The 13,726-nt window shown below is 64.3% G+C and carries 9 protein-coding genes; 8 read left to right on the top strand and 1 reads right to left on the bottom strand.

Annotated elements, in window-relative coordinates:
• Positions 1-69 precede the first annotated feature (69 nt).
• Complete coding sequence (locus tag GC148_RS07705; protein ID WP_291070088.1) at positions 70-1,905, top strand: dipeptide ABC transporter ATP-binding protein; 1,836 nt, start codon at positions 70-72, stop codon at positions 1,903-1,905.
• 39 nt (positions 1,906-1,944) lie between these two features.
• On the opposite strand, the gene GC148_RS07700 is transcribed toward GC148_RS07705, so the two are convergent.
• The gene (locus GC148_RS07700; protein ID WP_291070087.1) at positions 1,945-3,483 is read right to left on the bottom strand and encodes an amidohydrolase family protein; all 1,539 of its coding nucleotides are present in this window, start codon (positions 3,481-3,483) and stop codon (positions 1,945-1,947) included.
• 192 nt (positions 3,484-3,675) lie between these two features.
• On the opposite strand from GC148_RS07700, the gene GC148_RS07695 reads away from it, so the two are divergent.
• The 7 genes from GC148_RS07695 (at position 3,676) to GC148_RS07665 (ending at position 13,640) form a co-directional block, all read left to right on the top strand.
• Positions 3,676-4,902, top strand: a complete 1,227-nt coding sequence (locus GC148_RS07695) for a threonine ammonia-lyase (RefSeq protein ID WP_291070086.1) — start codon at positions 3,676-3,678, stop codon at positions 4,900-4,902.
• Positions 4,903-4,960: 58 nt separating this feature from the next.
• Positions 4,961-5,941 carry an FKBP-type peptidyl-prolyl cis-trans isomerase gene (locus GC148_RS07690; RefSeq protein ID WP_291070085.1) on the top strand — a complete coding sequence of 327 codons (981 nt, stop codon included), beginning with the start codon at positions 4,961-4,963 and terminating at the stop codon, positions 5,939-5,941.
• A gap of 8 nt (positions 5,942-5,949) precedes the next feature.
• The gene (gene cysQ / locus GC148_RS07685) at positions 5,950-6,738 is read left to right on the top strand and encodes a 3'(2'),5'-bisphosphate nucleotidase CysQ (protein ID WP_291070084.1); all 789 of its coding nucleotides are present in this window, start codon (positions 5,950-5,952) and stop codon (positions 6,736-6,738) included.
• 67 nt (positions 6,739-6,805) lie between these two features.
• Positions 6,806-8,146, top strand: coding sequence for a phosphoglucosamine mutase (gene glmM / locus GC148_RS07680; RefSeq protein ID WP_291070083.1), 1,341 nt, complete (start codon positions 6,806-6,808; stop codon positions 8,144-8,146).
• A gap of 90 nt (positions 8,147-8,236) precedes the next feature.
• A complete protein-coding gene (locus GC148_RS07675) occupies positions 8,237-10,090 on the top strand; it encodes an AMP-binding protein (RefSeq protein WP_291070082.1) in 1,854 nt (617 codons plus the stop codon).
• A gap of 80 nt (positions 10,091-10,170) precedes the next feature.
• Complete coding sequence (locus tag GC148_RS07670) at positions 10,171-11,130, top strand: alpha/beta hydrolase (RefSeq protein WP_291070081.1); 960 nt, start codon at positions 10,171-10,173, stop codon at positions 11,128-11,130.
• Positions 11,131-11,300: 170 nt separating this feature from the next.
• Positions 11,301-13,640 (top strand): TonB-dependent receptor, encoded by a 2,340-nt coding sequence (locus tag GC148_RS07665; protein WP_291070080.1) that lies wholly within the window; start codon positions 11,301-11,303, stop codon positions 13,638-13,640.
• Positions 13,641-13,726 lie beyond the last annotated feature (86 nt).

Genomic DNA, 13,726 nt, shown 5'->3' with positions numbered 1-13,726 from the left:
GGACGCGGCGTTTGCGTTTTCTGCGCCGGGCCTCTTGCGCCTGTGGCCTGCCCCGCTACTCCTCAGGTCATGACCATTCTCACTGTCAAAGACCTCGCGGTCGATTTCACCACGCCCGACGGCACCGTAAATGCGGTGCGCGGCACGAATTTCACCGTCTCTGCAGGCGAATGCCTCGGCATCGTTGGCGAAAGTGGCTCCGGCAAGAGCCAGTCCGCCCTCGCCGCGATGGGGCTTCTGGCCGCCAATGGTCGCGCGTCAGGCGAAATCCTGTTCAACGGCACCGACATGCTGACCGCCTCGACGGCGAACCTGCGCCGGATCCGCGGCGCCGAGATGTCGATGATCTTCCAGGATCCGCTCACCAGCCTGACCCCGCACATGACCGTCGGCGCCCAGATGCGCGAGATCCTGGCGCTGCATCAGGACCTGAAGGGCGAAGCGGCCAACCAGCGCTGCGTAGAATGGCTCGAACACGTCCGCATCCCGGAAGCCGCGCGCCGATTAGACCAGTTCCCACACGAACTGTCGGGCGGAATGCGCCAGCGCGTGATGATCGCCATCGCCATGCTCTGCGGCCCGAAACTGCTGATCGCGGACGAGCCGACGACGGCGCTCGACGTGACTGTCCAGGCCCAGGTGCTGGAACTGATGGACGAGCTGAAGCGCGAAACCGGCACCGGCATCGTACTGATCACCCACAACATGGGCGTCGTCGCCCGCATGTGCGACCGCGTGATCGTCATGCGCTACGGCGAAATCGTCGAACAGGGCCCCACCGACGATATCTTCTATGCGCCAAAGCACGACTACACGAAGATGCTGCTGGCCGCCGTGCCACGCCTTGACCTGCCGGACCCGCCCGGCCGTCCCGCCCTGTCGCCGCCGCCGGCCGACACGATCGAGCCGGTGCTGCGCGTCGATGACATGAAGGTGCATTTCCCCATCCAGGTCAAAGGCGGCCTGTTCGGACGCACCAAGCCGCTCAAGGCCGTCAACGGTGTCAGCTTTGACCTGAAGCCCGGCGAAACGCTCGGCGTCGTCGGCGAATCCGGTTGCGGCAAGTCGACCCTGGCGCGAGGCGTGCTGAAACTGATCCCGCCCACCAGCGGCACCGTCGCCTGGCTCGGCAAGGACATCACCAAGGCCGGCGCCCGGGAGATGAACGCCCTGCGGGACGATCTCCAGATCGTTTTCCAGGACCCGCTGGCGAGCCTCGACCCGCGCATGACCATCGGCGCCTCGGTGGCCGAGCCGCTGCTGGTCCACGAACCGAACCTGTCGAAAACCGAACGCGAAGCCAAAGTGCGCGAGATCCTGCCCCGCGTCGGCCTCGATCCGAACCTGATCAACCGCTATCCGCACGAGCTGTCCGGCGGCCAGAACCAGCGCGTCGGCATTGCCCGCGCGATGATCCTGAAGCCGAAGCTCGTGATCTGCGACGAAGCCGTCTCCGCGCTCGACGTGTCGGTCCAGGCGCAGGTCGTGGACCTGCTGATCGAACTCCAGAAGGAGTTCGGCCTCGCCATGATCTTCATCAGCCACGACCTCGCCGTCGTGCGCCAGATCAGCCATCGCGTGATGGTGCTCTACCTCGGGCGCGTCGTGGAACTCGCCGGGCGCGACTCGATCTACACGGATGCCCGCCACCCCTACACCAAGGCCCTGATCGCGGCGGTTCCTAACGCGGACCCGAAAGGGGAACGCGCCCGCGAGAAGCTGCGCCTGACCGGCGACCTGCCGAGCCCGCTCGACAGCCGCGCGGCGCTGCGCTTCCTCAAATCCAAGGTCGTCGACGACCCGGAAGCCGACCAGTACCAGGCCAAGCTCGTCCCCGTCGGCCCCGGCCATTGGGTCGCGGAGCACGACCCCGCGCCCGGCGTCGAAGGCCTGATGGCGGTCTAAGGCGACGGGCCGGTCGGGCGATCGCCATCCGCCGTAAAATCAGTTCCCCGCCGCGAGCGCAGAGCGGTCGATGACAGTCCCGCCCAGAACGACCTTGTCGATCTCGTCGTAGGCCTCAAGACTGTCCAGCGGATTGCCTGAGAGCAGAAGCAGATTGGCACGCTTACCGACCTCGACACTTCCAACTTCGCCGTCAATTCCGAAGGCGGCCGCGTTGTCCAGCGTTGCCGCTTTGAAGATGGTCGCGAGCGGTATGCCGGCCTTCGCCCAGTCCTGCATTTCCCAATAGCCGTTCAGCCCCGGGGGATTGCCCCAGCCGGAACCGCCGACCGCCGTATCGGTGCCGAACAGGAAGTGAGTGCCCGCAGTGTTCATCTGCGAGACCAGTCGTTCCAGCCGAGCCTGATAGGTTCTGACCATTGCTTCCGGATCCGCACTGGCTGCCTCGCCCTTGTCGAACGCGTCGGCGATCACCGCACCATTGCGCCGGATGAAATCATCCCTGCCCTTTTGGCCATCGGTGCGCAGGTAGTCGATATAGGCCGGCGGCAACACGGCTTTCAGACCGGGCTCGTCCAGAAGCGCTGTCTCGAACAGTGAGACCGTGTTGTTCAGCGTCTGCACCGTCGGCTGCACCGCCACGCCGGCTTGTGCGACCTCTTCGATGGCCTGGGTCGCAGCTGCGGGGATCTCGTCATGGCCGAGATAAGCGCCCTCCCAATCCCAGAGCCCATGCGCCACCGCGTCGACACCCGTATGCGCCGCAAGCGTGTAGGCCGCGGGTGTCGTGCCATGCAGCAGCACCGGCATACCGCGCGCATGTGCCTCGGCAACGACTTCGCGCACGATCGCCTCAGATGGCAGGCCGAACGGCGGCCGGGACTCTGCAGGCCACCAGAGCGCTTCTTCATAGTACAGTTTTACGCAGCGCCCACTGCTCTCGGCGATCTTCGCCACCGTCGCGGCCGGCGTATGGTCTGCCGGATCAAATCCGGCCGGAAGGTCAGGTGTTGTGAACCGGTCATGCAGGAAGTTCGGGAATGCAGCGAGGAACTCTTCCTCGCTTTCGAAATCCGTTGCCATGAAATCATTCGACAACACCAAACCCTGGCCGCAATGGATCAGGTCCGGATGCAGAGGCGCGGATTCGAAGTCGCGGTTGGTGTCGAAGTCCGCGTTCAGTTCGGCAACCGTAGTGTAGCCGAAATAGAGGAAGCTGCGCGGCTGCTGGGCCTGGAAGGCCGCGTAAAGGGCGTCAAACGAGTCCGTATACCGTCGTTTCAGGCCGGTGGCGTGATAGAGGTGTACGTGACCATCGATCAGGCCAGGCGTGAGAAACAGGCCCGAACCGTCGAATTCATGCGCCGCAAGCCAACCCGGCGCAGCTGGCCCGACCGCAACGATCCGGCCCTCATCGATCAGGACATCGGCATGCTCAAGAAGCCCGGCCCGCTCGGGGCTGACGACTGTGACATTGCGGATGGCCAGGTCCGCAATGGTGGGGTCGGAGGCCGAAGCACAGGCTCCGATGGCCGGTGCCAACAAGGCGGCCAGCGCGGCCGTGATGGGAATCTTCATAGTTTTTCTGTCCTCGAAAGGTTTCATGACGCCTCGACACCCGCTACTCGTTTACCAAGCCCAAGCGCCGGATAAAGCCCCGAAAATACAAGACAGCGCGTTCGGCCCCACTTGCGAGCCCGGCGTCAGCCCCGCCTTGTCTTTGCCCCCCTCCCCGCATAGGGTGCGCCCGCTTTAGCCGGACCCGTTCCCATGCCTGATACCCTGACCCCGAACGCCCTCGTCACGCTTGCCGATGTGCGGGCCGCCGCCAAGGTGCTGGAAGGCAATATCGAGCGCACGGAACTGGCCCACTCGCGTACCCTTTCGGCTATCACCGGCGCCGATGTCTGGGTCAAGTTCGAGAACCGCCAGTACACAGCCGCCTTCAAGGAGCGCGGCGCCCTCAATAAGCTGTCCAAGCTGACCGATGATGAAAAGCGCCGCGGCGTGATCGCCGCCTCGGCCGGCAACCATGCGCAGGGCGTCGCCTACCATGCCCGCCGCCTCGGCATCCCGGCCACGATCGTGATGGCCGAGACGACCCCCTTCAACAAGGTGGAGCACACCCGCGACCACGGCGCCCGCGTCATCCTCGAAGGCCTGATCTTCGACGAGGCCAAGGAGTACGCCCTGAAGCTCGGTGAGAAGGAAGGCCTCGTCTTCATCCACCCCTTCGACGATGCGGACATCATCGCCGGCCAGGGCACGATCGCCCTCGAAATGCTGGCCGATCAGCCCGACCTAGACACGCTCGTCGTGCCGATCGGCGGCGGCGGCCTGATCTCCGGCATTGCCACAGCGGCCAAGGCCCTGAAGCCTGACATCAAGATCATCGGCGTCGAAGCGGCGATGTATCCGTGCATGCATGCGTCGCTACGCGGCAAGTCGCCCAAGATGGGCGGCGCCACGATCGCCGAAGGCATCGCGGTGAAGGAAGTCGGCAAACTGACCCGCCAGATCGCGGAACAGCTGGTCGACGACATCCTGCTCGTCGAGGAGGAACACCTCGAGCGGGCGATCACCCTTTTCGCCGAAGTCGAGAAGACGATCGCTGAAGGCGCGGGCGCAGCCGGTCTCGCCGCCCTGCTCGCCCACCCGTCCCGCTTCTACGGGCGCAAGGTCGGCCTCGTCCTGTGCGGCGGCAATATCGACACGCGCCTTCTTGCCTCGGTCCTGACCCGCGCCCTTGTGCGCGAGAACCGCCTCGCGCGCATCCGGATCATCGGCGACGACCGGCCGGGCCTGCTGGCGCTGGTGTCCAAGATCATCGGCGACAACGGCGCCAACATCATGGAAGTCGCGCACAACCGCATCGCCCTCGACGTGCCGGCCAAGGGCGCCGAGTTCGACATCCTGATGGAAACGCGCGACAGCCAGCATACGCAGGAAGTCATCGACGCCCTCGCCCAGGCTGGCTACCCGCCCCGCGCGCTCTGATCCAGAAGCTCCGTACACAAACCCAACCAGAATTCGTTTCAATCGAACAGGTCACGCCATGAACGACACACCCCAGGAAAAATCCCCCGAAGCAGAAGGCGGCTCGCCGATCTGGATGATCGTCTGCATGGTCGTGGCCCTGTTTGCCGCCAGCTATTTTGTCCGGTCGGATACGGTCTCGCCAGGCAAGCCCAACGCTCCCTCACTTACCGATTCCTCAAACCCACCGGATGACATCATGCCTGCAGCTTTCAAGGATCACCTGCCCTGGAACCCCAACGCCGAGGGCGTGATCAAGGGCAATCTGGGCCTGCAATACATCGTGCTGAAAGAAGGCCGTAAGGACGGCAAGCGTCCGGTCGCGACCGACCGCGTCAGCGTCAACTATGAAGGCCGCCTCGCCACCGGTGAGAAGTTCGACTCCTCCTTTGATCGCGGCGCGCCGGCCCAGTTCAGGCTGAACCAGGTGATCCCCGGCTGGACGATGGGCCTGCAGGAGATGACCGAAGGCGCCGAATACCTGTTCTACATCCCCAGCGCGCTTGCTTATGGCGACCAGCCGCGCGGCAATGTGATCAAGGCCGGCGACGATCTCGTCTTCCTCGTCCAGCTGCTCGAAGTCGAGGTTCCGAAACACGCCGATGACGCCGCCTGGAAAAAGTACTTCCCGTGGAACCCGGACCTGCCAGAAGTGAAGACAACCGAGTCGGGCCTGCAATATGTCGTGCTCGCCAGCGGCGACCCGTCGGGCGCCCCGCCTGTCAACGGCCAGTTCGTCCTGGTGCATTATGACGGCCGCCTGGCCGAGACCGGCGCGCCGTTCGATTCCTCCTATGAGCGCGGCGACCCGGAAGCCTTCCCCTCCAATGGCCTCATCCCCGGCTGGGTCGAGGCCCTCGCGCTGATGAAGCCGGGCGACCGCTGGATGCTCTACATCCCCGCCGACCTCGCCTATGGCAAAGAAGGCACGCCCGGCGGCCCGATCCCGCCCAACGCCCCGCTCCAGTTCGAAGTCGAACTGCTCAGCGTGATGCAGTAAGCCGCGTCATGGCGCTGACGCCCGACACGCTCGCCCGCATCGCCCTGGATGCCGGCCAGGAAATCATGCGGATCTACCGCACGGAATTCTCGGTCGACACCAAGGACGACAAGTCCCCGCTGACCGAAGCGGACGGCCGCGCCGAGGCGCTGATCCTCGCGCGTCTGGCCGAGGCCGACCCGGACCTCAAGGTCATTGCAGAAGAGTCGGTCGCGGACGGCATCGTGCCTGAACACGGCGCACGCTTCGCGCTGGTCGATCCACTGGACGGCACCAAGGAATTCATCGCCAGGAATGGTGAGTTCACCGTCAACATCGCCATAGTCGAGCACGGCCGCGCCGTGATGGGTGTCGTCTACGCGCCGGCGCTGGACCGTCTGTTCGTCGCCGAAAGCCCATCCTCGGCCTGGCAGGCAAAAGCCGCACCGGGCGGCTCCCTTCCGACCGAGCGCCAGACCCTGCGCATCCGCCGCGCGCCGGCTGCGGGCCTCTCCGCCGTCGCCTCGAAATCCCACCGTTCGCCCGAAACCGATGCCTGGCTTGCGAACTATCACGTCCATGAAATCGTGGCGGCCGGCTCCTCGCTGAAATTCTGCCTCGTGGCGGCCGGCGAAGCGGACGTCTATCCCCGCCTCGGACGCACGATGGAATGGGACACAGCCGCCGGCCAGGCCGTCGTTGAAGCCGCGGGCGGACGGGTGCTGCAGCTTGACGGCGCCCCCCTGCTCTACGGCAAGCGCGCGCGCGGCTACGACAATCCGGACTTCGTGGTCTATGGCGACGTCTCTCCAGCCTGAGTCGCCGCCCGGCCATTTCCAGTTCAGGTGAATTCTGGCAGCTAGGGGGCCAGCAAAGAGAGGTTCCATGGCCCGGCAGTATTTCGGCACCGACGGCATCCGCGGCCGGATCAACCAGCGCCCGATGACGGCCGAAACCGCTTTGCGGCTGGCGATCGCTTCGGCGCGCACCTTTGCGCCCGAGGGCGGGCGCGAGGTGGTCATCGGCCGCGACACGCGCCGCTCCGGCGAGATGATCGAAGCCGCCTTGATCGCCGGGCTGACCTCGATGGGTGTAACGCCCGTGCGCCTCGGCATCGTGCCGACACCCGCCGTCGCGCTGATCGCCCGCGAAACCGGCGCGGCACTCGGTTTCATGGTCTCGGCCAGCCACAACAAGTTTGAAGACAACGGCCTGAAACTCTTCAGCCCCGAAGGCGTGAAGTTCACGGATGAAGTCGAGGAAACACTCGAAGCCGCCATGGCAGCCGCCTTCGAGGGCGCCTACGCCGCACCGGCCGCCATTTCCGAACTGGCCAATCTGCCCGGCGCTGCCGCCCGCTATCTGGAACGTTGTCTCGAAACCATCGGCAAGGGCCAGGATTTCTCGAAACTGAAGATCGTGCTCGACTGCGCCCACGGCGCCGGATTCGAAACCGCGCCGGAAGCCCTGCGCAAGCTCGGCGCCCGGCTTACCCTGATCGGCGCTGCGCCCGACGGCATCAACATCAATGCCGGCGTCGGCTCGACCGCCACGGGCGCGCTCAAGGCGGCTGTCCTCGAAACCGGCGCCGATATCGGCATCGCGCTCGATGGCGACGCCGACCGGCTGATCGTGGTCGATGAGACGGGCGCGGAAGTGGACGGCGACCAGGTGATGGCGCTGATCGCGGGCGAGATGCACCGCACCGGGCGCCTGAAAGGCGGCGGCATGGTCGCCACCGTCATGTCCAACATGGGGCTCGACGCATATCTTAAGGCCAGCGGACTCGTCCTTGCACGCACAAAAGTCGGCGACCGCTATGTCGGCGAGCATATGCGCCAGCACGGCTTCAATCTCGGCGGCGAACAATCCGGACACATCATCCTGTCGGACGTCTCGACCACGGGCGACGGCTTGCTGGCCGGTCTGCAGGTCCTGTCCGTCCTCGCCGCACGCGGCGGCAAGGCCTCCGACATGCTGCGTGTCTTCACGCCGGCGCCGCAGAAACTGTCCAACATCCGCTATTCCGGCGCCAACCCGCTCGAGTCCGACAGGGTGAAAGCCGCTTTGGCCGAAGCCGAAGCCGTCCTGGGCGATCGCGGCCGGATGGTCGTGCGCAAATCAGGCACCGAACCCCTGATCCGCGTGATGGCCGAGGCGCTCGACGAAGCCCTGATGCAGCAGGCGCTGACGCTGGTGGCTGACGCGGTCCAAGCCGAAGCCTGACGGCGCAGCCTATCGCGGCGTCACCCGTTGAATGGCGGAGCGGAGTCTTTATGGCTCGGCAAAACACATCGACACCGGAGGAAACCTGCCATGACCGAGGCCCAGCCCCTGCCTGCCTTCCGTCCGCTGCCGCAGAAGCTGCCGGACGTCACGATGACCCGGAAAGACGGGGCATTCTACATCTCCGCCCGTCAGGCCCCCGGTCCGCGCCCGAGATCGATTCCGCATGCCCTGGACGAACGCGCCGCCCAGCACCCGGAGAGACCCTTCCTGCGCGAACGCGCTCCGCAGACGGATGAATGGATCACGCTGACCTATGGCGAAGCCAAAGAGATCACCGACGCCCTCGCGCAGGCCTTTCTCGATATCGGCGCCGGCCCCGATGCGCCCGTGATGCTCTTGTCCGGCAATTCGATCCGCGCCGCGATGGTCATTCTCGCCGCCCAGAAAATCGGCGCCCCGGCCGCGCCTATCTCGGTGCCCTATTCCACAATGTCGACCGATTTCGACAAGCTGAAACACTGCTTCGACGCCGTGAAGCCCGCCATTGTCTTCGCCGAACAGCTTGCGCCCTTCCGCAGGGCCCTCGCCGCGCTGCCCGCCGGCGCCTTCAGGATCGTCACCGCCGAACCGGACGGCGACAATGCCGTACTCGCCTATGACAGCCTCGCGGCCACCACGCCGACCGTAGCCGTCACCGCCGCGCGCGACAGCCTGACCGATGCCAGTATCGGCAAATACCTTTTTACCTCTGGCTCCACCGGCATGCCCAAGCCCGTCCCCCAGACGCAGGGCGCCATGTGTTCGCTGATCGCCGGCCAGGAAGGCTTGCGCGACAATGCCCGCGACCCGGACCACGATCCGGACCGGGTCGACAACCTGCTCGACTGGCTGCCCTGGAACCACATCTCGGGCTCCAACGTGAACTTCAACAGCGCGCTCTGGAACGGTTCGACCTTCTGGATCGACGGCGGCAAGCCGACCGCGGCCCTGTTCCGCGAAACCATCCGCAATATCAGCGATTGCAGCCCGTCCGTATTCGGAACAGCGCCCATAGCCTTGTCGATGCTGGCCGACGAGATGGAGCAGAACGAGACGCTTCTAAATGCGTTCTTCAAGAATATGCGCTCCATCGGGTATGGCGGAGCAACACTGTCCGACGACCTCTATGACCGCCTGCAAGCCCTCGCCATCAAGGCGACGGGTCATCGTATCCCCATCGTCACCATGTACGGCGCCACTGAAACCCAAGGCATTACCGTCGTGCATTGGGAAGTCGAGCGCGTTGGTCTAATCGGCCTGCCGCTGCCCGGCACGACGCTGAAACTCGTGCCCAATGGCGAAAAGCTGGAAGTGCGCGTCAAGGGCCCGACCGTCATGCCCGGCTACCATAACGACCCGAAGAAGAATGCCGAAGTGTTCGATGAAGAAGGCTTCTATTGCCTTGGCGACGCTGTGAAATTTGTTGACGAGACCGATCCCAACAAGGGCCTCGTCTTCGATGGGCGCGTCGGCGAAGACTTCAAGCTCTCCTCCGGCACCTGGGTCTCGGTCGGCACGCTGCGGCCGGATTTCGTGGCGGCCTGCTCACCCCTGATCTTCGACGCCGTGATCTGTGGCCAAGACAAGGATTTTGCCACCGCGCTGGTATGGCCCTCGCCGGCTGCCGCCGAACAATACATCAAGGCGGCTGGCGACGCCGCCGGGGGAATGGCCGCGCTGAAGGCCGATCTGGCCCGCCGCGCTGCCGCCTTCAACGCCGCCGAACAAGGCTCGTCCCGGCGGATCAAGCGCCTGATGGTCATGATCGAACCGCCGAGCATCGATGCCGGCGAGATCACCGACAAGGGCTATGTAAACCAGCGCCTCGTGGTCAATCGCCGCGCAAATCTTGTGCAGGCCCTGTATGCCGAGCCGTTGGCTGAAGGCGTGATCGCGCTCTGAACGGGCTCCGGCTGGCCCGCTGATTGCATCGCCAGAGAACTGCCATCACTTGGTCAGAATTGGCAGGCAATGGCGCGTTCATGACGTTTGACGATGCCCTCCGCAGCTTTCGGGACCGGTTCAATCTGCCGGAACTGAAGCCGCTTGACCTGAAATTGCCGATCGACCGTCTGCGCCAGCAATTCCTCAAGATTGATTATTCCAGCGAGCCGGATGCGCCGGAACTGGCCGAGATCCGTCCCCTGATCATTCCGGGTGCGGCCGGCCCCATCAAGGCGCGCCTCTATGTGCCGCTTGGCGCGGGTGTCCCACCGGGTCCGGGCATCCTGTTCTTCCATGGCGGCGGCTTCGTCCTCGGCGACCTCGACAGCCATGACATGCTGTGCCGTCGCCTTGCGGAAGGCTCGCGCTGCCGGGTGATCGCGGTTGACTACCGCCTCGCCCCGGAACACCGTTTCCCGAGCGCGCATGACGACGCGCTCGCCGCCTGGGCCTGGATCCAGGAAAAGGCCGGCGCCGTGGCAGGCATCGACCCAGCCCGCATGGCGGTGGCCGGCGACAGCGCAGGCGGTAACCTCGCCGCCTATCTCTGCCAGGAGATGGTGCGCGCCCGCGGCCCGAAACCCGCCTTCCAGCTGCTGCTCTACCCCCTGCTCCAGTTTGCCGACATTCGCACAAAGAAGATGTCGCCGCAGGAGAGCGGATTCTTCATTTCGGCCAGCCTGTTCGAATTCTTCAAGGGTCACTACCTCGCCGACCCTGCCTGCAGCATGGACCGGCGCATGTCGCCGCTTTTTTCGCCGATCGAGGACCTCAGGGGCCTTCCGCCGGCACACATTATCGTCTGCGGCTGGGACCCGCTGCACGATGAGGGTCTCGCCTATGCCGCCAAGCTGCGCAGCCTCGGCGTGCACGCCTCGGAGCGCGAATACAGCACCATGGTGCACGGCTTCCTCAATCTTACTCACATTTCCTCGACCGCCCGCCTCGCCGCGCGCGACGCCGGCGTGGTCACCGGCAAAGCGCTCGGCGCGCTGTAATTTCGGGCATGACAACCTTGTAAAGCGCCAAGGCGTGTCCTTGGGGCAACACCCCCAACTTTATAGAAAAAACAAGCGCCTGACTCTATTCTATATGAAAGGAATTACCCTAAGTGACGCGCTGGGATCCACCGTCCCGCACAGAAATCACTTAGAGGAAACTCCCAGGAATGAAATTCAGCAAAGTACTGATGTCGTCGGTATCGGCGGCAATGATTGCCTTCGTGCCGGCCTATGCTCAGGTTTCGGAAACGCCTGAAGCGACCGCCGAACGCGAGTCCGCCATCGACCGCGTCCTCGGCACCATCACAGTCACCGCGACCAAGAAAGCAGACGTCGAGAACGTCCAGTCGGTTCCCGTCGCCGTCACCGCCTTCAACGCCGAAACGCTCGACGCCCTTCAGGTGCGCGACGTCTCCAGCCTGTCCTACTCGGCCCCGAACATCCAGCTGGAAGACATCGGCACCGCGCGCGGCACCGCCAACTTCTCGATCCGCGGCCTCGGCATCAACTCCTCGATCCCGTCAATCGACCCGACCGTCGGCGTGTTCGTGGACGGCGTGTATCTCGGTGTGAATAATGGCGTGGTGCTTGACCTGTTCGACCTCGACAGCGTCGAGATCCTGCGCGGCCCGCAAGGCCTGCTGTTCGGCCGCAACACCACCGGCGGCGCGGTGCTGATCAATACCGGCAACCCGACCGACACTTTCCAGTACAAGGCAAAGGCCACCTATGAAGGCCCGATCGATGACGGCCGCGGCGGCCCTTCGTCGACCCTGCAGGCCGGCGTGTCCGGCCCGATCGCCGAAGGTCTCCTGAACGGCAAGATCGGCGCCTACTACAATTACGATTCCGGCTACTTTAACAACAAGTTCGACAACTCGAACATCGGTGAGGCCCAGACCTTCATTGTGCGCGGCGCGCTGGAATTCACGCCGACCGAAGACTTCACCCTGCTCGGCAAGCTGGAATCCTTCACCACCCAGACCGATGGTCCGGCCGCAAAGAACTCCGGCGTCTACAGCCGCGACAATTTCGATCTCGCCGTCGACAATATCGGCCGCTACCAGGCCGACACGACCTTCGCCACGCTGCGCGCCGACTATGACGTGAGCTTCGGCAATGGCCGCATCACGAACATCTTCGGCTACCGCGACCTCGACTCGACCTCGAATGGGGACATCGACGCCCTGCCGTTGTTCCTGTTCCACTCGGATACTGAACTCGTCCAGGAGCAATACTCGAACGAGCTGCGCTATGCCGGCACCTTCGGCAAGGCCGACGTCACTACGGGCGTGTTCTGGTTCAACCAGGAAATCGCCTACACTGAACGACGCAACCTTCCGACCGTCACGGCGGCCCAGTTCAACGGCGGCGGCCGTCAGGACCACACCGTGTATGGCATCTTCGGCCAGGTCGATTATGCGTTCACGGACAAATGGACCGGTATCTTCGGCCTGCGCTACGGCACGGAAGAAAAGATCGCAGACATCACCTACGTGCGCCCGCGCCCGTTCTGCTCGGTGGTCGACAATACCTGCCCGACGACGGGCACAAACCCCTTCGTGCCAGGTGAGCCGAACGGTTTCACCGACTCGCAGGAATGGTCGAACCTGAACCCGAAGATTGGCTTCCAGTACACGCCGACCGACCTGATGCAGATTTATAGCCACTACACCCAGGGCGTACGCTCGGGCGGCTACAACTTCCGCATCACCAACGCTGTCGCCTTCGAGGCCTTGTTCCCGGCCGGCAGCAGCCGCGCCTTTGATGAGGAAGAAGTGAACTCCTACGAGGTTGGCTTCAAATACGAAACGCAGGACCGCAAGGGCCAGCTCAACGCCGCCGTGTTCCTGAACGACATCACGAACATGCAGCGCGAGCTCAACCTGTCCTCGCCTTCCTCGGGCGTGGCCCAGACGATCATCAACACGGCCGACGCCGAAATCCTCGGCTTCGAAGCCGAAGGCCGCTACGCGCTCACCGACAACCTGTTGCTGACCGCCAACATCGGTATCCTCGATGCCGAATACACCGCTGTGAAGTTCGATATTTCGGGCAACGGTTCGTTGGGTCCGGAGGACCTCGCGCTCGCCCTGCCCCGCGTGCCGGAAACCACCTACGGTTTCGGCCTGCTGCATGATCTCGATCTTGCAGAGCGCGGGTCGCTCGTCTCGCGCGTGAGCTTCCAGCACCGCGACGAGTTTGCTTATACGGACAACAATTTCGGCTACATCAACGAAGCCGACCAGGTCGACGCAAACTTCACCTGGAACACGCCGTATGAAGGCCTGTCGGTCTCGCTGTTCGGCAAGAACCTGCTCGACGAGGTCGTCTCGGGCGGCGATACGCAAGTGCCGTTCGGCGGTTCGCTTGCACCGCTGGTTCCGGGTGGCCAGAACCTGTCGAACGGTGTCAACGCCCCGTTCGATCCGAACCCGGCCGCCGGTACTTTCCAGCCGCTGCAGCCGGGCCGCACCATCGGCATCGAGTTCACGATCCGCGGCTAAAGCCCCGTGTCCTCAAACGGGAAAGGGCGGGCTTTCGGGTCCGCCCTTTTTGTTGCTGGGCAAACCGGCAAAGAAAAACGGCCCCC

It is taken from the genome of Hyphomonas sp., assembly GCF_016125515.1.
Classification (GTDB): Bacteria; Pseudomonadota; Alphaproteobacteria; order Caulobacterales; family Hyphomonadaceae; genus Hyphomonas.
Note: the sequence above shows the minus strand (reverse complement) of the source record. Positions and strands in the feature narration are given on the sequence as shown.